The 21,354-nt window shown below is 66.4% G+C and carries 18 protein-coding genes; 12 read left to right on the top strand and 6 right to left on the bottom strand.

Annotated elements, in window-relative coordinates; translation table 11 throughout:
- Positions 1 to 25 precede the first annotated feature (25 nt).
- From NET02_RS00440 to NET02_RS00425, 4 genes are all read left to right on the top strand, one after another.
- On the top strand, positions 26 to 610 hold the full coding sequence (locus NET02_RS00440; RefSeq protein WP_284055391.1) for an RNA polymerase sigma factor: 585 nt from the start codon (positions 26 to 28) through the stop codon (positions 608 to 610).
- Complete coding sequence (locus tag NET02_RS00435) at positions 591 to 1,325, top strand: anti-sigma factor (RefSeq protein ID WP_284055390.1); 735 nt, start codon at positions 591 to 593, stop codon at positions 1,323 to 1,325. Before NET02_RS00440 ends, NET02_RS00435 begins: the two co-directional genes overlap by 20 nt.
- 87 nt (positions 1,326 to 1,412) lie before the next feature.
- Positions 1,413 to 1,997 (top strand): GNAT family N-acetyltransferase, encoded by a 585-nt coding sequence (locus tag NET02_RS00430; RefSeq protein WP_284055389.1) that lies wholly within the window; start codon positions 1,413 to 1,415, stop codon positions 1,995 to 1,997.
- Positions 1,998 to 2,338: 341 nt separating this feature from the next.
- A complete protein-coding gene (locus tag NET02_RS00425) occupies positions 2,339 to 2,587 on the top strand; it encodes a hypothetical protein (protein ID WP_284055388.1) in 249 nt (82 codons plus the stop codon).
- Positions 2,588 to 2,713: 126 nt separating this feature from the next.
- Here NET02_RS00425 and NET02_RS00420 read toward each other — a convergent pair whose 3' ends face one another.
- The 3 genes from NET02_RS00420 to NET02_RS00410 all read right to left on the bottom strand — a co-directional run bounded on the left by NET02_RS00420 (position 2,714) and on the right by NET02_RS00410 (position 6,401).
- Positions 2,714 to 3,691: a sugar ABC transporter substrate-binding protein gene (locus NET02_RS00420; protein WP_284055387.1), complete on the bottom strand. Its 978-nt coding sequence runs from the start codon at positions 3,689 to 3,691 to the stop codon at positions 2,714 to 2,716.
- Positions 3,692 to 3,771: 80 nt separating this feature from the next.
- Positions 3,772 to 5,274: a xylulokinase gene (locus NET02_RS00415; protein ID WP_284055386.1), complete on the bottom strand. Its 1,503-nt coding sequence runs from the start codon at positions 5,272 to 5,274 to the stop codon at positions 3,772 to 3,774.
- Positions 5,275 to 5,345: 71 nt separating this feature from the next.
- A complete protein-coding gene (locus NET02_RS00410; RefSeq protein WP_284055385.1) occupies positions 5,346 to 6,401 on the bottom strand; it encodes an ABC transporter permease in 1,056 nt (351 codons plus the stop codon).
- Positions 6,402 to 6,614: 213 nt separating this feature from the next.
- Here NET02_RS00410 and NET02_RS00405 point away from each other — a divergent pair, with 213 nt between their 5' ends.
- Positions 6,615 to 7,190 carry a Fe-S-containing hydro-lyase gene (locus NET02_RS00405; protein ID WP_284055384.1) on the top strand — a complete coding sequence of 192 codons (576 nt, stop codon included), beginning with the start codon at positions 6,615 to 6,617 and terminating at the stop codon, positions 7,188 to 7,190.
- A gap of 58 nt (positions 7,191 to 7,248) precedes the next feature.
- Here the strand turns inward: NET02_RS00405 and argF are convergent, their stop codons facing one another.
- Positions 7,249 to 8,214, bottom strand: a complete 966-nt coding sequence (gene argF, locus NET02_RS00400) for an ornithine carbamoyltransferase (RefSeq protein ID WP_284055383.1) — start codon at positions 8,212 to 8,214, stop codon at positions 7,249 to 7,251.
- Positions 8,215 to 8,733: 519 nt separating this feature from the next.
- On the opposite strand from argF, the gene NET02_RS00395 reads away from it, so the two are divergent.
- From NET02_RS00395 to NET02_RS00385, 3 genes are all read left to right on the top strand, one after another.
- Positions 8,734 to 10,356 (top strand): coiled-coil domain-containing protein, encoded by a 1,623-nt coding sequence (locus tag NET02_RS00395; RefSeq protein WP_284055382.1) that lies wholly within the window; start codon positions 8,734 to 8,736, stop codon positions 10,354 to 10,356.
- 135 nt (positions 10,357 to 10,491) lie between these two features.
- Complete coding sequence (locus NET02_RS00390) at positions 10,492 to 10,752, top strand: YciI family protein (RefSeq protein WP_284055381.1); 261 nt, start codon at positions 10,492 to 10,494, stop codon at positions 10,750 to 10,752.
- 14 nt (positions 10,753 to 10,766) lie between these two features.
- Positions 10,767 to 12,272 carry an aldehyde dehydrogenase family protein gene (locus NET02_RS00385; RefSeq protein WP_284055380.1) on the top strand — a complete coding sequence of 502 codons (1,506 nt, stop codon included), beginning with the start codon at positions 10,767 to 10,769 and terminating at the stop codon, positions 12,270 to 12,272.
- Positions 12,273 to 12,286: 14 nt separating this feature from the next.
- Here NET02_RS00385 and NET02_RS00380 read toward each other — a convergent pair whose 3' ends face one another.
- Positions 12,287 to 14,281, bottom strand: coding sequence for a glycoside hydrolase family 15 protein (locus tag NET02_RS00380; RefSeq protein ID WP_284055379.1), 1,995 nt, complete (start codon positions 14,279 to 14,281; stop codon positions 12,287 to 12,289).
- A gap of 60 nt (positions 14,282 to 14,341) precedes the next feature.
- Complete coding sequence (locus NET02_RS00375) at positions 14,342 to 15,172, bottom strand: DUF2085 domain-containing protein (protein ID WP_284055378.1); 831 nt, start codon at positions 15,170 to 15,172, stop codon at positions 14,342 to 14,344.
- Between the two features lie 191 nt (positions 15,173 to 15,363).
- Here NET02_RS00375 and NET02_RS00370 point away from each other — a divergent pair, with 191 nt between their 5' ends.
- The 4 genes from NET02_RS00370 (at position 15,364) to NET02_RS00355 (ending at position 21,352) form a co-directional block, all read left to right on the top strand.
- Positions 15,364 to 17,448, top strand: coding sequence for an N-acetylmuramoyl-L-alanine amidase (locus tag NET02_RS00370; RefSeq protein WP_284055377.1), 2,085 nt, complete (start codon positions 15,364 to 15,366; stop codon positions 17,446 to 17,448).
- A 304-nt stretch (positions 17,449 to 17,752) separates the two neighbouring features.
- Positions 17,753 to 19,327: a hypothetical protein gene (locus tag NET02_RS00365; protein ID WP_284055376.1), complete on the top strand. Its 1,575-nt coding sequence runs from the start codon at positions 17,753 to 17,755 to the stop codon at positions 19,325 to 19,327.
- On the top strand, positions 19,324 to 20,322 hold the full coding sequence (locus tag NET02_RS00360; RefSeq protein ID WP_284055375.1) for an AAA family ATPase: 999 nt from the start codon (positions 19,324 to 19,326) through the stop codon (positions 20,320 to 20,322). Before NET02_RS00365 ends, NET02_RS00360 begins: the two co-directional genes overlap by 4 nt.
- Positions 20,323 to 20,371: 49 nt before the next feature.
- On the top strand, positions 20,372 to 21,352 hold the full coding sequence (locus NET02_RS00355; protein ID WP_284055374.1) for a DUF58 domain-containing protein: 981 nt from the start codon (positions 20,372 to 20,374) through the stop codon (positions 21,350 to 21,352).
- Positions 21,353 to 21,354 lie beyond the last annotated feature (2 nt).

Raw genomic sequence — 21,354 nt, 5'->3', positions numbered from 1 at the left:
CGTAGGATCGGGAGAAGGGCAGCCCGTGGAGGGACGCGACGACCGCGAGCTGCTGCAAGCCATCGCGCGGCAAGACGCGGATGCGCTCGTTGCGCTCTTCGACCGCTATAATCGGCTGGCCTTCGGACTGGCCTACCGGATTCTCGGTGACGCGTTCGTCGCCGAGGAAGTCGTGCAGGACGCCTTCATGAGCATCTGGCGCCATGCCGCCTCGTACGACCTGTCGCGCGGAACCGTCCGCACCTGGCTGCTCACCATCGTGCGCAATCGCGCGATCGATCAGCTCCGCGGCAGGTTCGGCCGCAGCCAGAGCGATGTCGATCTGGACACCGTGGCGCCTCTGCTCGCCGCTCCAGATGAATGGGACGACCTCTTGAGCGAGATCCAGGCTTCAGCGGTGCGAGCAGCGCTGAGAGCCTTACCAGAGGAGCAGCGCATAGCGATCGAGCTGGCCTACTTCGAAGGGTTGACGCACGTCGAAATTGCCGAGCGCTTGAGTATTCCGCTGGGAACTGTGAAGAGCCGGCTGCGGCTCGGGCTACAAAAGTTGCACGACCTGCTGGTCACACCTGGGGTACGGAGCGAGAGCGGTGCCAGCGACGGTACCTGATCAGGGTCACGACTATTACCAGGAACTGCTGGGGGCGTACGCGCTCGGGGCTTTGCCAGCGGACGAGCGCGCCGCTCTCCACGAGCACATGGCGTCCTGCCCCACCTGCCGTCAGGAGCTGCGGTCTCTCCTTGCGGCCGCGCGAGCCCTGGCGCTCAGTGTCGACGAGCGCGCGCCCTCGCCATCCTTGCGCGAGCGTATCCGGAGCGCTGCCCTGGAAGAACGCGAGCACGCCGCGCCCGCCGCCGAGCGCGAATCGCCTCCACGTGCCTCGCGCATCGTCGCGCTGCACGAGCGACGACAGCTCATCCCCTGGCTGGCCGCCGCCGTGTTCTTGCTCTTCTCAGTGGCCATGCTGGTGTGGAACCTCCAGCTCCGGCAGGAGATCGAATCGATCGCCTTGCAACCGGCAGCCGCCCCACAGGCCCACGGGCAGGTAGTGTACCTGCGCGATTGGAACATCGTACTGATTACGGTGGAAGACCTCCCGCCGCTTCAGCCCGGCCAGGTCTACCAGGTCTGGCTGATCGAGGGTAATCGACCCCTCTCGGCGGGCGTGTTCGACCAGCCCGACGGCCGCTTCGCGGTGGCAGCGGACATTACGGACTATTCGGCGATCGCGATCACGATCGAACAGGGGCCACTCGGTAACCCAGCCCCGACGAGCGAGCCGATCGTCATCGCCGAACTCCCTCACCAGCCAGGCGCGAGCTAGCCGATCTCCCAGTAGGGACGGCGTCACCTGGCGTCTTCGGCACGCTGGTGCACTCAACCAGGCGATCGCCACGAGCAGGAGCGAACTGTGGATAACCAGCGAAACTGGAAAGATCAGCCGGCCGAGCTACGTGGGAGGCGGGTGACGCTTGTGCCGCTCGATGAGTGCCACCTGGAGGCGCTGCGGCGCTGGCGCTCCGACCCCGAAGTAACCCGCTACTGGATTACTCAGGCTTCTCCCACTCGTGAGGAGATGAGCGGCTGGTTCGAGCGCAACCGCGCGGCCGGCGTGCTCATGTGGGTCATCGCTGACGAGCATGGTCGTGAGATCGGTTACATCGATCTCTTCGATCGAGACATCGTCAACCGCAAGGCAGAGCTGTCGTTGATGATCGGCGAGCGCGAGGTCTGGGGTCGTGGCTACGCCCGCGAGGCGCTGCGCACGCTGCTGCGCCATGCCTTCGCTCCAGCCGCAACCGGCGGCCTCGGCCTGCACAAGGTCTACCTGTCGGTCTTCGCCGAGAACGCCGCCGCGCGGCGGGCCTATGCTGCCTGCGGCTTCCGCGAGGACGGCATCCTGCGCGACGATGTCTACCGCGGCGGTTCCTGGCACGACCAGATTCTGATGAGCGTGCTCGAACACGAGTTTATCGCGTTCGACCAGACAAGCTGACCCCAGTCCGACAGGCGAGACACATCAGTGGTTTGCCTCCAACTGGACACACCGCACCAACTGCTCGATTCGACGGCGCACCCCAGGAGTTGAACATGGCTTGACCATGACTTGAGCGATGTTTGGGCTGGCCAGGACTCTGCCTCGAGGCTACTGTAAGGTGCAGGTGCCGGACAGCGCACCGTGTTCCCGGAGGATAGGCTCGCAGCTCCTCAACGGGCACAGCCGGGAGAGGAAGGGCAGGTGTCTCAATGCGACGAAAGGGGGCCCTGGCAGTAGCCCTGGCCGCCGCCCTGTTCGCAGCCTACGCTTCAGGCGCATATGCGCATGAGTGCGTGAACGTGCATAAGGTCGAAGGGGCGGGTCAGGAAGCGATTGCCCACAATGGCGGTGTAGCAGGCTATGTCTTGCGGCCGGACGGTGTCGAAGTCTTCATTCACCCGTCGGTCTCGCACGATCCGTTCCTCTCCACGCTGTTCAGCGGCGCGCCCGGCCAATTCAAGGGTAAGAGCGGCGAAGCCGGATCGCTGCCCGAAGGCGCGCACGAGTCCGCCGGGTGGGAGGTCGTCCCATTCGGCGGAGGGGAATAGACCGGGCGCGGCCCCCGTAGGTTCACACAACTGCGGGAATTGGCCACTGCCAGCCCCGCCACGGAGCCCGGGCTTGAAACTCCCGGGCTCCGCTAATCACGCGCCCCTGCCGGGTACGAGAACGTCTTACTGGGATGCTTCAGCGGTGATGAGCTTCCCCGGCAACGTGTAGACCTGCTGATCCGGCCGCTGGCCCCGGAAGTAGGCCTCGATCAACTCGGCCGTCTTCTTGGCGATGCCTGGCCAGTCCTGCTCGACCGTGGACTTGAACGGCCCGCCCTTGTCGATCTCAGCCTTCGCGAAGTCGGTGCCGTCCACCCCAACGACGACGACCTCGGTTCGCCCGGCCGCCTCCAGCGCCTGCGTTGCGCCGAGGGCCGGCTCATCCCATGCCGCCCAGATCCCAGCAATCGATCCCTGCTGCGGATAGGCGGTCAGCAGGTCCTGGGTGATCTTGCGGGCGTTGTCGACTGGGCCAGGAACGTTGATATGTTTCTTCTCGATGACCTTGATCTCTGGGTACTTGGCGAAGACGTCCTCAGCGGCGCGTGCCCGCGCGTTGACCCCCGGGTGCGGGTCGTGCGTGAACATGATGACATTGCCTTTGCCACCGATGCGCTCGACAAGGTCTTCTGCACTCATGGTGCCCAGAGCGGTGTTGTCCGACGTCACGTTAGCCAGGACGCCCGGTGCTACACCTGCATCGATACCGAAGACGGGAATGTTCGCCTTCTGGGCCTCTTCGAGTCCCTTCGTCATCTGGCCTGGATCGCCCATACCCAGCACGATCGCGTCAACGCGCTGCGCGACCGCGTCCTGGATGGCGCTGACCAGCTTGTTGAAGTCACCCGCCGTGTCGGTGACCGAGACTTCCCAGCCCTTCGCCTCGGCTTCCTGGACGAAGAGGTCGATGACCAGCTTAGTCGTCGCGTTGGCCATGTAGGGCGTGACCACGGCGATCCGCTTCGTCTCGCCGCTCGACGGCGTGGACTGCGCGCTTCCGGCGTCCTGGCCGCCTTGCCCGCATCCTACCAGCGTGAGCGCGATGCTCACGGTCCAGATAAGCAGGCCGAATAGCGAACCTCTCGTCTTCACTCTGGGCATGCCGTCCTCCTTAAGCAACGCTGGTGCCGCAGTGTCTGCGGCTCAAACGCCACACATTTTGGAGCAAAGGGTTTCTACTGTCACGAGAGTGAATCCCCGATTTCGCGTAAGTGCCGAAAGCAGGTATACAGAGACGGATAAAGCTGGCGGAAAACCGGGTAGAGCTGGTCGTACCGCGCGCGTGCCCCAGGCACTGGCTCGAAGATCTCGTCGGAAGACTCCGCCTGCGTCCACGACCAGCCAGGGCACCAGCCGAGCCACCGCGCGGCCAACAGGGCCGCTCCGCGCACCGCGACGTCCTCGAACACCTCCGCGCGGCGTACGGGGCAACCGAGCACATCGGCAAGAATCTGGCACCAGACCCGGGAATGCGCTCCTCCGCCAGCCACAACCAGCGGTCCTGCCGGCTGGGTGAAACCCATTGCCTCGGCGATCGAGCGGAAACCGAAGGCCACCCCCTCCAAGATCGATCGGGCGAGGTGCCCTGGTTGGGTACCGAGGCCCAGGCCGATGAACGCGCCGCGGGCATGCGGATCGCGAAATGGAGATCGCTCGCCGGCGAGGTACGGGAGAAAAAGCAGGCCATCGCTACCCGGTGGCACTGAGAGGACCAGCGAGTCGACCTCGCCGTACTCCAGGGAGCTCAGAACGGCTCGGCGCGCCCACTCGAGACAGCCTGCGGCTGTAAGCATGGGGCCGACTACGATCGTCCACTCGGGGTTCGGGTGACGCAAGGTGAAGAGCCCGGCATAAGGATCGCCGCGACGTCCAGACGCCGAGAGTGCGAGCCAGCCACTCGTGCCGAGATACAGGTAGGCAGAGCCCGGCTCCCCGCTCCCGACGCCGAGCGTCGTGCATCCGGCGTCGCCGGCTCCGTGCAGTACCGGCAGCCCGCTCAGCAGACCCAACTCGCCTGCGACCTCCTGCTTCAGCTCTCCGACGGGCTGGTCGGACGGCCAGATCTCCGGGAGCCAGTCTGTCCTCAGGCCGAGCCTCTCCAGGATCTCCCTCGACCACGTCCCCGCCTGGAAGTCGAGCAGACCGGTCGTCGACGCTGTGGTGGCATCGGTGACCGCCTGACCGGTCAGCCGCCAGGCGAGGTAGTCGTGCGCGCCGAAGAGGAGCCGATCGACGCGCCCGGCATCTTCCGGCCGGTGTCGCTCGAGCCAGAGCAGCTTCGCTGGGAGACTGGTGGCGTCGGCCAAGTTAGCGGTGACTCGGACGAAGTCGTCCGGCGATACGCGCTCCAGCATCGCGGACGCCTCGAGCGCGGCACGCTGGTCGGCATAGAGCAGAGCGGGGCCGAGCACGTCATCGCCAGCGAGCAGCACCAGATCCTGCATTTGCCCGGTGAGCGCGATGGCGACGACTCGTGCATCCGCGCGCGACAGGCAGCGGCGCACGGCATCACAGCTCGCCCGCCACCAGTCTCCTGGGAACTGCTCCACCTCGCCGCTCGGCCCGGTGGTGGTCGAGTATCCAGCAGAGGCATCGGCTACCACTTGGCCGTCGCGCGTCACGAGCGCCGCTTTGGCACCGCTCGTCCCCAAATCGAGCGCGAGAACCGCTTCCCGGCCGGCCATGCACCCGCCCTCCCTCGAGAAGCGCGGCACCCCGCCCGCGCCATCCTCCCCCGCGGCGTTGCCGAGCGGCTTCATGCGCGCACGCGCCGGGTGAGCATAGAGGCGAGCACCGCGACCACGATGATGACCCCGGTCAGTACCTCCTGCAGGTAGGTATTGACCCGAAGGATGTTCAACCCGTTGCTGAGCACGCCGAGAACGAGCACGCCGACCATCGTTCCCGGCAGGTTCGGTTGACCCTCGCGGAACATGGTCATGCCGAGGAAGACTGCGGCGATGGACGTAAGCATGAAGGGCTCGCCGGCCAGTGGATGGGCCGAGGCTAGCCTGCTCGTCAACACGATGCCGGCCAGAGCAGCGCCGAGCCCCGACGCGACGAACGCGAGGAGACGAAGCCGGCGCACGCTGATCCCCGCAAGAAACGCTGCCTGCGGGTTCGCGCCGACCGCGTACCAGTACCGTCCCACCGTGGTCTGGGTCAGCACGATCCAGCTCGCCTGCGCGACAAATGCCGCAAGCAGCACCGGCACTGGGAGCGAGCCGATGTTGCCCTGGCCGAGCACGAGAAAGAGGCTCGGCAGGTTGAACAGGGTGGAGCCGTCGGTGAACCAGAGCGCCAGGCCCCGAAAAGCGGTCATCGTCGCGAGCGTGGCGACGAAGGCCGACAGCCCGAAGTAGGTGACCAGGAGCCCGTTGAGCGCCCCAGCGCAGGCGCCCAGGACAAGGCCGGTGGCAACGGCCGGTCCCGTTCCCCAGCCATCGAGCAGCAGCGAGGCGACGACCACGCCGGTCAGGCTCGCGAGCGCGCCGACCGAGAGGTCGAAGTCGCCGACCGCCATCACCATCGTCATGGTGGCGGAGACGATCGCAAGGATCGCCACTTGCTCCAAGATGTTCCGCAGGTTGACAGGGCTGAGAAAGACCGAGGGGCGGAGCAGCGAGAAAAAAGCGACGATGAGGGCGAACCCCAACAGCGCACCGTACCCGCGCAGCGCGGCAACGAGGCGCTCGAAGTGCGACCGTGAGGCAGCTCCGAGCATACGGTCAGCCGTGGCGGCCCCGCGCTCTCCCACAGGAGTGCTCGTCGCTCCGATCAACGACTCCTTGCCCGGTCTCTTTTCCCTCATCGAGCCGATCTCTCGACGGAGGCGAACTCGCACGTCTCGCCCAGCTCAGCGCCTTGACTGGCCGCGGGCATCGCGTATTGTACGACCAGATGCGCGCTGCTGGTGACTCGACCGATGGCGCTGGATCAGTGCCGGGCCGAGTCGTGGCCTCTCTGAGCCGACGAGAACCACCTGCCCACTCCTGGCCTGGGTTGGGTGAGAGCGAGACGAGCAATGGCTGGCAAGCATCCTAGGCACATCCGTGTGCCGCTCGACCAGGAGACGATCGACGCGCTGCGCGCTGGTGACCAGGTGCTGATCAGCGGCACGCTGCTGACCGCCCGCGACGCGGCACACCAGCGGCTCGTCGCCGCGCTGGAGCGGGGCGAGCCGCTCCCAATCGACCTGCGCGGGCAGGTGATCTACTACGTCGGCCCAGCCCCGCCCCGGCCGGGCATGGTGATCGGCTCGGCTGGGCCGACCACCAGCGGGCGAATGGATCCCTATACACCCGCTCTCCTGGCGGCTGGCCTGCGCGGAATGATCGGTAAAGGCTACCGGAGCCTGGCCGTGCGCCAGGCGATCGTCGAGCACGGCGCGGTCTACTTCGGAGCCGTCGGGGGTTCCGGTGCCCTGCTCGCTCGGCGAATCACCGCCGCCGAAATCCTTGCCTACGAGGACCTCGGCCCCGAGGCGATCTACCAGCTCACCGTGGTCGATTTCCCAGCAGTCGTGATCAACGACCGCTATGGGGGTGACCTCTACGAGACCGCTCCTCTGGCCTACGCCGAGCCGGTTGACCAGTCATAGGGCAATCTAGCCGGCACGAAATCGTGGCAACGGCGACCGGAGCTGCCGAAGACGACACCTACTTCAAGATGCCCGGCCCAGCGTCGCTGAGCAGCTCGACTAGGAGCGCCTTGTGCAAGTGCAGCCGGTTCTCGGCCTGGTCGAAGATGACCGAGCGCGAACCATCGGCCACCTCCGCCGTCGCCTCCTGCCCCCGGTACATCGGCAGACAGTGCATGAAGATCGCGCCCGGCCCAGCCGCCGCCATGATCTCCTCGGTTACCTGGTAGGCCTGGAGCGCGTCCAGCGCCTCCTGGCTCAGCGACTGCCCCATGCTCACCCACACGTCCGTGTAGACGATGTCCACGCCCTGGACGGCCTGCCAGGGATCGCTCAGCACGGTGATCGTCGCGCCGGTTTGCTGGGCGATCGCTTGGGCGCGGGCGATGATCGCCGGATCAGGCTGGCAGTGCGGCGGGCAGGCGATGCGGACGTTGAGCCCGACCAGCGCGCCGGAGAGCACCAGCGAGTGCGCCATGTTGTTCGCGCAGCCGAGATACGCCAGCGTCCGCCCGGCCCAGCCACCCAGGTGCTCCTTGACCGTGAGCATGTCGGCCAGCCCCTGGGTGGGGTGCGCTAGGTCGGACAACCCGTTGATGACGGGCACGGTCGCGTATGCTGCCAGCTCTACAATGTCCTGGTGCTTGTAGACGCGAGCCATGATCGCGTTGACATAGCGCGAGAGTACGCGTGCCGTGTCGGCGATAGTCTCGCCGCGGCCGAGCTGCAGGTCGTTGGTCGAGAGGTAGAGCGCATGACCGCCGAGCTGGGCCATGCCAGCCTCGAACGCCACCCGCGTCCGGGTAGATGGCTTCTGGAAGATCATGGCGAGCGTCTTGCCGGCCAGGTAATGATGCTGCGGTTTACCGGCGTAGTGGTCAGCTTTGAGCTGGGCGGCAAAATCGATCAGCGCAGTGGCTTGCGCCGGGGTCAGATCGTCGTCGGTCAGCAGATGAAAGGTCTTGGTAATCGTCGGGACAGCCATGGGAACCTCCTCCAGGCACGCTCAGTCCAGCCGCACACCGGGCCAAGAGAAACGCTGGACCTGCGCCTGAGCCGGAGTCCCATCCGTGACTGTCCCTTTCGGAGGATTTACCGACTACATGCCGTAGCTGGACTCTTGCCAGCACGGTAATCATCGCACGCCGTGCCCGCCGTGTCAAGCCCAGTTGGCCGGCATCGCCGGAACTTGTGCGAATTGGGCGACACGCCCCGACCTGAAGAAACGCCCCGGGCGCTGGCTTACGGCTAGGGGGAGGCTCCGGAGCCCTCCGACCTCCACCCGCGATTCACGGGTGGCACTCTTTCCAGGCCCAAGGCCTGCCGGTTCTGAGCTACCCCAGCCACCAACGCCCGAGACAATGCTATTGTACACCGAAGCGTCGGCGATCCGCGAAACCGTACAGCCAGCATGCTGCGGACATCGTGGTCTCGTCGCCTCCTGGCCCGCCGTTTCGCGTATCTACTCGGGTATAATCGTCGTGAGCGGAGGTGAGGATAGCGTATGCCCTCTAGCCTGGAGAGCTTTCAGGACCTAATCCGAATGCTGGGCGAGCACCCTGAGTGGCGCGCTGAGCTTCGCCGCCACGTGCTCACCGAGGAATTGCTCCAGCTACCGGAACTCGTTCGTCAACTCGCCGATGCCCAGTTGCGTACCGAGCACCGCCTGGAAAGTTTGACGGCCCGGGTCGACGAGCTGGTGGATACCCAGAGGCGCACCGAACAGCGCTTGGAACAGCTCGCCGCCCGGGTCGACGAGCTGGCTGAGGCGCAGGTGCGCACGGAACAGCGCGTAGCACAGCTCAGCGCCCGGGTCGACGAACTCGCTCAAGCGCAGGTACGTACCGAGCAGCGTCTCGAGCAGCTCACCGCCCGGGTCGATGACCTCACCGTGCGCATGGAGCAGCTCACTGCGCGGGTCGATGACCTCACCCAGCGGATGATTCGGGTCGAGGAGCAGATCGCCCAGCTCACCGCCCGGGTCGATGACCTCACCCAGCGGATGATTCGGGTCGAGGAGCAGATCGCTCAGCTCACCGCCCGCGTCGACGACCTCACTGTTCGTCTCGAGCAGCTTACTGCCCGCGTCGATGACCTCACCGTGCGCATGGAGCAGCTCACTGCGCGGGTCGATGACCTCACCCAGCGGATGATTCGGGCCGAGGCGCAGATCGCCCAGCTCACCGCCCGGGTCGACGACCTCACCCAGCGGATGATTCGGGCCGAGGCGCAGATCGCCCAGCTCACCGCCCGGGTCGATGCCCTCACCCAGCGGATGATTCGGGTCGCGGAGCAGATCGCTCAGCTCACCGCCCGCGTCGACGACCTCACTGTTCGTCTCGAGCAGCTTACTGCTCGCGTCGATGACCTCACCGTGCGCATGGAGCAGCTCACCGCGCGGGTCGATGACCTCACCCAGCGGATGATTCGGGTCGAGGAGCAGATCGCTCAGCTCACGGCCCGCGTCGACGACCTCACCGTGCGTCTCGAGCAGCTTACTGCCCGCGTTGACGACCTCACCGTGCGCGTCGAGCAGCTCACCGCCCGCGTCGACGACCTCACCGTGCGCATGGAGCAGCTCACCCAGAGAGTGGACGAACTCGCTACGGCCCAGGTGCGCACCGAGCAGCGGCTGGAGCAGCTCATCGCGCGGGTCGACACGATGGAGCGCGATCTCTCGAACCTCCGCTCGGAATTCCGTGGCTATCGCCTGGAGTGGCGCTACCTCCAGCGCCCATCTGCATACTTCGGCCCGCTGCTGCGTCGCCTGCGACTCGTCTGGCCGAGCGAAGCGGTCGACCAGTACGACGACCGCCTGCCCCGATGGGCGGCCGAGGAACTCCTGCGCGCCGACCTTCTCGTGACCGGCGTTCCGCGGTACCAGCCAGAGACTGGCGAAGTCTGGCTGGTCGTCGAGATATCGGCTAGGGTCGACCGCGGCGATGTCGAGCGAGCAGTGCGCCGCGCAGAGGCACTCCGGGCCGCTGGTCTCCGCGCCCTGCCGGCCGTGGCCGGCGAGCGGACAACGCAGGGTGCCAAGAGCGCCGTCCAGGAACAGACCGTCGTGTTGTTCAAGAACGGCACCGTCGAAGGCTGGGAAGAAGCGCTGCAGAGGTGGGCGAGCTGAGCGAGTAGCCTGCCGCCTCGTCACATCGGTACTTTCGGCTCGAGGCGTGTACTCGGCGTACCCCATATCCCCCTCCCACGTTCCACTCCCCCGCGCTACACTGCTGCCGGGAGGACGAGCGAAGGAGGATGGCCCGTGAAGTACGCTGCCTTCATCCGGTATGGCAACCCGGAGAAGATCGCCGAGGTTCGCCCAACGCACCGCCAGTACCTGTCCAAGCTCAAGGAGGCTGGCAAGCTCTGGGCCTCTGGCCCGTTCACCGACGACTCCGGCGCCTTGATCATCTACGAGGTGGATTCTGAAGAAGAAGCGCGGCGGCTCATCGAGCAGGACCCGTTCCACGCGGCCGGTGTCTTCCAGGAGATCCAGCTCAAGCCCTGGAACCAGGTGTTCTGAGAGGGAGGCAAACCATGGCAGTAACCGCCGGGATAAAGGAGTACCAGCTTCTGATCGACGGCCAATTCGTCCCCGCAGCCTCGGGAGAGACGTTCGAGACCCTGAACCCGACCACGAACGAGGTCATCGGACGGGTCGCCCGCGCGGGCAAGGAGGACGTGGATCGCGCCGTTCGGGCCGCCCGGCGCGCATTCGATGACGGGCCGTGGGGCCGGATGACACCGAACGAGCGGGCCAGGCGCCTGCGCCGGGTGGCCGAGATCATGCGCGAGCGACAGGAAGAGCTCGCCCGTCTGGAGACGCTCAACTGCGGCAAGATCATCGTCGAGTCACGCATGGACGTGGCAAGTGCCGCCAACTGCTTCGAGTACTACGCGAATCTCGCCGGGCAGATCTGGGGCGAGACCATCCCGATGAACGGCCCGCTGCTCGACTACACGGTGCGCGAGCCCTATGGCGTCTGCGGGCAGATCATCCCGTGGAACTTCCCGATCCTGATGGCTGCCTGGAAGCTCGCTCCGGCGCTAGCAGCCGGCAATACGGTCGTGCTCAAGCCCGCGAGTTACACGCCGATCACGGCGCTGCTCCTGGGCCAGATCTGCCTGGAAGCCGACATCCCGGAGGGAGTCGTCAACGTTCTCCCCGGCCCGGGCAACGAGGTGGGGGCCGCCATCTGTGAGCATCCGATGGTGGACAAGATCGCGTTCACCGGTGAGACCGAGACCGGACGCCAGATCCTCCGGCTCAGCGCCGGTACGATCAAGAAAGTCTCGCTCGAGCTAGGCGGGAAGTCGCCCAATATCGTGTTCCCGGACGCCAACCTGGAGGAGGCGGTCAACGGCTCGCTCTTCGCCATCTTCAGCAACGCTGGCCAGCGCTGCACGGCTCGTACCCGGCTGTTTCTGCACGAGTCGATCCATGACCGGTTCATGGACGACTTCCTCGCCAAGGCTGGCAAGATCCGGATCGGAGACCCATTGGACGATTCTACCCAGATGGGGCCACTCGTCTCGCGGCGACAGTGCGAGCGCGTGCTCAGCTTCGTCGAGAGAGCGAGGAGCGAGGGCGCCGAGCTACGCCTCGGCGGCAAGCGCCCAGAGAAGGCCGACCTCCAGCGAGGGAACTTCGTCGAACCGACCATCTTCGACCTCGTCCGCAACGACATGTCGATCGCCCGCGAGGAGGTGTTCGGCCCTGTCCTCTCCGTCATCCCGTTCCGCGACGAGGAGGAGGTCGTCGCGCTGGCCAACGACACCATCTACGGGCTCGCCGCGACGATCTGGACGAGCGATGTCAAGCGCGCTCACCGGCTCGCTGCCCGGATCCGGGCCGGCAATATCAGCATCAACTACCCGGTGGTGAACCCGCCCGAGGCGCCGTTCGGTGGCTTCAAGCAGAGCGGCATCGGGCGCGAGCTCAGCCGGCACGCGCTCGACCTGTACACGCAGGTCAAGAACGTCGTCGTCGGCCTCTCGGAGGAAGTCTTCGACTGGTACGGCCGCTGGCCAGGCGGGCGCTGAGCACGCGAGCGCGCTCAACCCAGCAGTGTCGCCCAGCCGGAGCGAGCGAGCTGCTCCTCTTTGGCCAGGAAGTCGAGCACGGTCGAGACGAATGCGCCGTGGCTCCAGCTCAGCGGGCTGACCGAGAGGGGCTCGCCCGTATACGGGTGAACCTGCTCGGCGAGTACCCCGCTGGGTAGCGCATGCTGCGCTACCCACTCGATCAGCTCGCGCGCCCGCTCTAGGTGCGCCGGCGAGACCGCGCGGGCGATGTACCAGTCGGCCAGCCAGAGGGTGCAGACGAACCAGGGATTGCCCGGCACGTTCGCCACGTCGCGGCTGACCTGGTAGTAATAGTCGTCTTCGTATCGCGCCAAACCGCCGACCGGTGTGCGGCACCAAAGCCGCTGCTCCACGGCCTGCATCGTCTTGACCATCCGCGGGTCGCCCGCTGGCACCAATCCGAACTGGAACAGGCCAGCCAGACTGGCATCGAGTGTCGGATCACGGTCGACAACCCCACACTCCCCTATGGTGATTGTGCGGACGAACCGCCCCAGCCCCGGGTCGTAGAACGCCCGAAGTGCCGCGTCTCGGATCTCCTGGGCTGCCGACTCCCAGCCGCCAGCCAGCGCGTCGTCGCCGAAGATCCGAGCCAGGCGAGACGCCGCGTGGAGCCCGGCCCAGACTGTGGCGACGGTGAAAGCGTGGATACCGTGCCGCTCTTCCCAGAGGTCGTACGACGGCGATGGCAGCCCCGTTCGCTGATCCCGATACGAGGCCAGGAAGCGGGCACAGGGAACCACCATCGGCTGGTAGAGCTGGCGGATCAGCTCGATGTCGTGGTAGCGCCGGTAGTGCTCCCACAGCGCGTGGAGCACCAGCGCGGTCTCGTCCTCCTGGATCGGGAACTGGAGCTCGCCACCCGGCGTAGACCAGGGGTGCCAGGACGAGCCGGCCGAGCCGTCCGGGTTGTACTTGTGCAGGAAAAAGCCGTAGTGCGTGACCAGCTCGTGGACGAAGAGGAAAAACCGCCGGCTCAGTTCGGGATAGCCAGCTTTGTCGAGAGCCATCGAGATCAAGGCCCCATCGCGAGGCCACATGTAGCTGTACGTGTCGCGACCGAACTGGAGGATATCGGAGTCGTTGGCGGCGATGATGGCCCCGCCGTGATCGATCTGGGTTCGCAGGATCAGCAAGCTTTGGCGGGTAAGCTGTTCCACCGAGGGCGAAAGGGAGTCGAAGCGGCGCGTTCGATGATTAGCCCAGTTCCTCCAGTAATGGCGAACCCGGTTCAGGATGAACTCCGGGCCAGCCGAGAGCACCAGGCTGTGCAGCTCGCGGACATCGGCGTGGCGAAATCCGACCGTCATCCAGAAGTAGGCAACCGCTTCCCGGCCGGCTGGCAGCTCGAGACTCAGCCCGCCGATCGAGTCGACTGAGCCCTGCGCGATCGCATTTCCGCTGAGCACGCCGTCCTCGGCATCGCGCCAAGTTCCCTCGCGCCCGCGGAAAGCCTTGTTGCCGGTCGCATAGGCATGGAAACCTGGGTCGGTTCCGGCCCAACCGCAGAACCAGAAGTACCGCTTCCCCTTGTAGTGCACCAGGGCGCGGCCTTCCGGCTCGTAGTACGCCGTCTCACCGTCTGCATAGCCCCAGAGATACCCGTCGAAGTGGTTGAAGAGCCAGGCGCGCCGGGCCCGGCCGTCGAGGTCGCGCACCGCCACCCGTCGCAGCCAGATGTCGTGCTCGAGATCGACCGCATCGTTGATCCGGAGCTCGACGCGCAGCTCGGGCTGGCGCAGCGTCACGTCACTGACCAGCGTGCTGGCCTCGTAGCGCAGGTCACGCTCCCACCCTGGGTCGTTGAGCCAGGCCAGGCGGCCGTCCACCCAGACGCCGAACCGGTTGAGCCGTCCCTGCGTGTGATTCTCCTGCCCCACACGGGGGAAATACACGTCGCGGAGCGTGTACGTGTGGTCGAAGTTGATGAGGAGCCTGCCATTCCCGAGTGGTATGTCCCGAGGCATCGCGCGTACCCGCAACCCACATCCCATGACACTCGCAACGAATCACCGGCCAGCGGCGGGCTAGCGGAACGGGGGGACGCCAGCCACCGATTCGACCAGAAACCGCAGGCCGCTGGTGACGACCATGAAGGCGCAGGCCAGCGCCAGCGAGGCCGTTGCCGGCCATCCGATCTCCGCTAGCGACCCGATTTGTTGTTCTCTCCGGCGTAGAAGCTGGACTGCCGGCAACGCCAGCAGCGCCAGCAGTGTGACCGCCGCGAGCACCAGATACAGCGCCAGCGGCCAGTAGAGCGGTCGCCAGCCACTCATCGCCAGCCAGCCCAGCGCCGCGCTGAGCAGGGCGAGAGCGAGCAGGTCGCGCCGCCCGTCGAGCACCGCGCGAACGGTGTCCCCGCTCGGGCGCCAGATCACTGCGTTCGCGGCGATCCACAGGACCACACCGAGCAGGATGCCTGTCCACGCACCGGTGACGAACCGGAGCCAGTTCCGTGGCTCGTAGAGGGTCGGCAGCCGGAGGTCGTGCAGCAGCGCGTTGACTCCATCGATGCCGAGTCCCACCACACCCGCGGCCAGGAACGCGATGACCGGCACGCTGGGCAAGCCGGCCCGCCGCAGGCGGCCAGCAACGGTCAGATAGCTGGCAGTCAGCAGGAAGGCACCGTAGATACCGGTCATCCGCGCATCGAACGGCAGCCGGCTGCCCGCAAACCAGAACGAATGGCTCGGGCGCTGCGCACAGAGCCCGTGCAACGCGGCCAGCGACTTCTCCTCGAGCGGCCAGGGGGTGAGCAGAAAGGTAGCCAGCAGCAGCAGCAAGAGCCCGGCAAACGCGCCTACGCCCGCTCTGCGCTTCTGGCCGCCAACCGGCCGCTCTAGTGTCCCTACCGTCATAGCGCGACGCCCCCAGCAATCACCGCCGCTGCGCTCAGCATACACCACCACGCCGCCGCGAAGATGGGCCGCCCGCTTGTCCGTACAGTTTGATCGTACAGGGTCACGAGAGTACCATAGGGAGCGCGAGGCCGGACACACGGTCATCGGGCCGTGTACTGGGAAGGGAAGGGATCGTGAGGCAGCCGCGGATGACGCGGCGAGCGTTCCTCCAGGTCGCGGGTGGGCTGGTCCTGGCCACAGTGACCGAGATCCGCTTGCCGCACCCTTCAGCCCGCGCGATCACCCGGGTCAGTTGGGTAGAGCGCGGCGTCTTTCCCGGTTCCGGGACGTACACGTCGCCTCCCTTCACGACTCCCAATCCGTTCAACAGTATCGAGGTGAGCTGGAAGGCCAGCGTGCCTCCTGGTGGCAACCTGGCGCTCGCCGTGCGCGCCAGCCCCGACGGCCAGCGCTGGAGTGACTGGATCTTCCTGAGGCCTGACCCTCATGTCGACCCGTTGCCGTCCGACGGCAGGCTACATGCCGCCCCGGTGCTGCTGGAACCGAGCACGATCGTGCAGTATCGCGTCCAGCTCGAGCCGGGCCTGGACGGCTCGCCGGTGCAGCTCGAAGAGGTGGAGTTGGGCTGTGTCGACACCCGTAGCCAGGATCTCCGCTTCCTCGCTGAGACGCCGCTGATCGACGGGTGGATCATTCCGCGCGCGGGCTGGGGCGCCGACGAGTCGCTCCGCTTCGCCTCGAACGGCAGGGAAATCTGGCCACCCAGCTACGCGCCGGTGGAGAAGGTCGTCATCCATCACACGGTCACGCAGAACAACCCGCCCGACCCGGCCGCTTCGGTGCGAGCGATCTACGCGTACCATGCCATCACGCAGGGTTGGGGAGATATCGGGTACAACTTTCTGGTCGACTGGCAAGGCAATGTCTACGAAGGACGCTTCGGTGGGCCGAACGTCGTCGGCGCGCACACCGCCGGGTACAACACCGGCACGCTGGGTATCGCCGTTCTCGGAGACTTCGAATCGACGGCCCCGCCACAGGCTGCCATCGACTCGCTCATCCGTCTGATCCGGGAGCGCGCGCCGCAGATCGACCCCGGCGGCATCTCCTACTTCCGCGACCTGGTCGATGTTCCGAACATCGGCGCGCACCGCGACTACAACCTGACCGAGTGCCCCGGTGATCACCTGTACGAGGTAATCCCGGATATCCGTGGACGGCTCAAAGGCACCGGGCCGATCGTCTTCCGGAGCAAGCCGCGCCCTGGCCTCGCCCAGGGAGAGCTGGTCTCGGTAACGTTCACCCCGGCTGAACTCTATGCTGGAACGGCAGTAAGGGTCGATATCACCGTACGCAATACCGGCGAAGTCGACCTCCTCACCCAGGGCCCGCCCCCCGGCTTCACCTACGATGAGAACCAGAGCTTCGAAAGCGCTGGCTACTCGAAGATCGAAGGCCGGTTCCGGGTCGGCATCGACTTCGAGGGCAACACCGGCATCCCGAATCCATTCCGCTGGGGACTACCCGATCGGCTGCCCCCTGGCCAGGAGACCACGGTCACGGGATTCATCCGGCTCCACAGCATCCGCCACTGGCGATTCTCGGCGAGCCTGGTGCAGGAGTTCGTCCGCTACCAGCAGCAGGGCGTGTTCCCACAAGACGTCGTCACCCTGCCAGCTCCGACCAGCCCGGTACCGGCGAGCAGCGACCCGAACATGGTCTACTTCCCGGAAACCCAGCACAATGTGCCGCGCATCTTCTACGACTACTGGCAAGCGAACGGCGGGCTGGAGCGGTTCGGCTATCCGCTCACCGAGCCGTTTCCCGAAGTCTCGCTCACCGACGGGAACACGTATCTCACCCAGTACTTCGAGCGGGCACGCTTCGAGCACCATCCCGAGCTCGCCGGCACCCAGTTCGAGGTGCTGCTCGGCCTGCTCGGTTCTGAACGCACTGCCGGGCGCCGGCAGGAGCCTCCCTTCCAACCGGTGCCACCACCTTCGGAACCCGACGTCGACTACTTCCCGGAGACAGGCCACACCCTTCGTGGCCTCTTTCGCCAGTACTGGTGGCAAAACGGTGGCTTGCCCATCTTCGGCTACCCGATCAGCGAAGAGTTCGAGGAACAGAGCAAGACCGACGGGCAGGTCTACGTTGTCCAGTACTTCGAGCGTAACCGCTTCGAGTGGCACCCCGAGTTCGCCGGTACGCGGTACGAAGTGCTCCTCGGGCATCTGGCGCGCGAGATACTGATCGACCGCGGCTGGCTCTAACCTGGACGGATCGTCCGCCGACACCCTGTCGCACTCCGCCTCCGCGGTGCTGGGGCGTCCCGGCCCGGCACACCAGCCGGGCTCAGATCTCCACTCCAGCACTGCCGCGATGCCGGCCACACCTATCGCCGGCCTCACGAATGCTGTACATTACGTCCAGCACAGTGCTTGCCTCGATCGCTGGTCAAAACCGAAATCCGCCCTGACCCGTATCTGGTCTCAGGAGGCCAGCCGGGGTACAATGCAACCCACAATCCGGCTCGCTCGGTACAATAGGCCTAATCTCGGTGAGGGCGAGCAGGCTATGAGCACACCGCACCGCGATCCTTTCGATCTCCACCGGGCCATTTACGAGATGCGCTGGCAGCTCGGCACCGAGCTGCTGCTCCGAATTCTGCTCTACGCAGTTGGGGCCGGGCTTATCGCGGCCGCTCTCACCCACGCGGTCGCCGGCGTGCTTGTGCTCGACCTGCCGCCTGCCATCACCATTGGTGCACTGCTTCTCCCACTACTCGCTGGACTCGCCATTACGGCACTCTGCTGGCCTTCGGCCATGCAGGCTGCACGAGTAGTCGATCGGCGCTTCGGCCTGCACGAGCGGCTCTCGACCGCCGTCGAGCTGACACAGCAGCCCGAGTCACTGGCACGCGCTCGCCTGGCCTTGCTCCAGGTGCGGGATGCCGCGCGGGCAGCCGAAGAAGTGCGCAGATCCTGGCCCCCGCTTGTCGATCGGGTTCGGCGCGAGCTCCTCATCTCGGGAGGTTCGGCGCTCCTGGCATTCGCGCTCCTCCTGCTTCCGCGCCTCGGCTTGGTTGAACTGGCTGCGCTCCTGCCGTGGACACAGCCCGCCCAACCAGGACTGGCTGAACCCGGAATGGTTGCGCCTGAGCTTGACGTGATCGAGCAGCCAGTCGGGACGCTTCCGGAAAGCCAGATGGGCGAGTTGCATACGATCGATCCGGCCGCTGCCCAGGCAGCCGAGCATGCGGCAGCCCAGCGACAAGCATTGGATCGATTAGCGCAGGCGCTGGCGGAGGTCTCGGTTGGCCAGGCGGCAGCGCAGGCAATACAGCAAGGAGAGTACCAAACGGCGGCCGCTGAGCTCTCTCAGCTCGCCGAGAACGTAGACCAGCTCTCGCCAGAAGCGAAGGAACGGCTCGCTGCTGCCCTCCATGAGGCAGCGCAGGATCCGAGCAGCCAGCAATCCAGGCTCGCTGAGCTGGAGCAGCGCGCGTCGGAAGCCCTCACCGGAGCGGACTACGAAGCCCAGCGCCGGGCACTCGAGGAGCTGGCAGAGGAGATCGCGCGCCTGGGCCAATCGGCGACGGACGCGGCGGGAGACCCGCCCGATGAGTTGTCCGAGCAATTGCCCACCGCTGGCGGCACCGAGACCGCCGGCAACCCTGGGAGCATGGAGGGGGCGAGCGGTGCCGGAGGTGAGCGCTGGCAGGATGGTCGAGCGACCGCCGGCGGCACCGAGGGCGGAAGCGGTACGGGGAACTCCGGCCAGGCTGGCAGCTCGCTCGGCCCCCAACCAGGTGGAATCGAGCAGGGTCAGCAGGCAGGGGGCGAGCAGGCTGGCGGTGGTGGTGAGCGCCCAGCGATGAGCCTGGATCACGCTACACCGCGGCTGGAGACCAGCGGGATGCCGGTGGAGGTTCCCGCTCAGCTCACGCTCGGCAGCGGCGAATCGCTCCCGGTCGGGGAGAATGCCCAGCCGGCCCTCTCGGTGAACAGCCCGGTGGCCGCCGTAGCAGGGGTCGGAGGCGACGCGCCTGAGGTGATGCCGCTCCCCCCGGAGCAGAACCTCGTGCCTGGTGACCGGCGCCGGCTGATCCAGGAGTACTTCGACGGAGAAGGACACGAGAGCTCGCCATGACGCAGCAACCACGCACGCAATCCGAGATCGACCGGCTGCGCGAGACCGTACTGGCCCTGGAGCAACAGGTTGCCCAGGTCATCGTGGGGCAGCACGAGGTCGTCCGCGGCGTGACGATCGCGCTTCTCGCCGGGGGCCACGTGCTGCTGGAAGGGTTGCCAGGGCTCGGAAAGACCATGCTCGTCCGCAGTTTCGCCCAGGCGCTGCGCCTTCGCGATAGCCGGATCCAGTTCACTCCCGATCTGATGCCGGCCGACGTAACTGGGACGAACGTTCTGGTCGAGCGGGAAGACGGGCGCCGGACGTTCGAGTTCCAGCCCGGGCCGATCTTCGCCAATCTCGTCCTGGCCGACGAGATCAACCGCGCCACACCGAAGACCCAAGCCGCCCTCCTCGAGGCGATGCAGGAAGGCCGGGTCACGGTCGGCACCAGCAGCCATGAGCTGCCGCGCCCCTTCTTCGTCCTCGCGACACAGAACCCGATCGAGCTGGAAGGCACCTACCCGCTGCCCGAGGCAGAGCTCGACCGCTTCTTCTTCAAGCTCCAGGTCGGCTTCCCTTCCCGCCAGGAGCTGGTCGAGATCGTGCAGCGCACCACCGGGCCGGACGGTCACCGGCCGTACGCCATCGCCGACGCACAGACGATCCTGGCCCTGCAGGAGCTGGTGAGGGAGGTGCCGGCGGCCAGCCACGTCGTCGACTACGCCGCCCGTATCGTGCTGGCAACGCACCCTGACCTGCCGGCAGCGCTCGAGGTAACGCGGCGCTTCATCCGGCTCGGGGCGAGCCCCCGGGCAGCCCAGGCCCTGATTCTAGCCGGCAAAATCCACGCCGTTCTGGCCGGCCGGCTCAACGCCTCCTACGAGGACGTGCGGCGCGTCGCCGTTCCAGCACTTCGTCACCGGCTCATTCTCAACTACGACGCACAGGTCAACGGCGTCACGGCCGACGCGGTGATCCGCCAGATCCTGGCACGGGTGCCGGAAGAGGCCTGAACTCGCACGTCGCCGGCCAGCGGCCCGAACCGAAGGAGAACGGAGCCGAGTGGTACGGATTCCCCTCTCCCTCACTGCAAGAGGCAAGGCGGGCATTGCTCGGCTCTGGCGGCACCCCGAGTCCCAGCGCGGCTCCACCGCTCGCCTCAGCGAGCGAGACTGGCACCAGTTCGATCGGCTGGCACTCGTCACTCGCCGGCCCGCCACGGCCGGCCCCGGCGGAGAGCACCGAAGCCGCCTGCGTACCCCAGCGATCGACTTCTTCGACCACCGCGCCTACCAGGTCGGCGACGACCCGCGCTGGATCGATTGGAACGTCTATGGCCGCCTCGGCACCTTGCAGGTGAAGGTGACCGAGGCGGAGGAGCGACTCCACCTCTTCCTGCTCCTCGATTGCTCGGCATCGATGGATTGGGGAGAGCCCAGCAAGCTCGACCGTGCGGTCGAAGCGATCACTGCGCTGGCGTACGTCGGGCTGCGGCAAGCAGCGGTGGTCCGCATCGTGTGCCTGGGCCAGCAGCTCCGCGCGCTCGGGCCGCTAACCGGCCGCACGCAGTTCCCGGAAGTCATTCGCTTCCTAGCTTCGGTCGAATCTGCGGGGCAGGTGGCGCTCGCCGAGATGCTGTCGCGTCTCCCCGCCACCCTTCCACGCGGCGCGCACCCGACTATGCCGCTCCTCGTGCTCGTGTCCGATCTCCTAGTCGCCGACCCCAGGAGCCTCGGCGAGGCTTTCGATGTCCTGCTCAGAGCAGGAGCCGACCTGGCCGTGATCCACGTGTTGAGTCCCCAGGAAGAGGCGCCCGACCCGCTGGGCGAGGTCGAACTCGTCGATGCTGAGACCGGCGAGATCCTCGATATCGGGTTGAACTTCGAGGCCATTGCGGCCTACCGGGATCGTCTAGCGAGCTGGCTCGACGAGATCGAGCGCGTCTGCGCGCAGCGTGGGCTTCGCTACGCCCGCGCGCGCACGGATCGATCGATCCAGTCGCTTCTGATCGAGGATCTGCGACGCGTGCAGCTCTTGAGGTGAAC

Source organism: Thermalbibacter longus (assembly GCF_023806485.1).
Taxonomy (GTDB): Bacteria; Chloroflexota; Chloroflexia; order Thermomicrobiales; family Thermomicrobiaceae; genus Thermalbibacter; species Thermalbibacter longus.
This window is presented reverse-complemented; position numbering and strand designations above follow the sequence as displayed.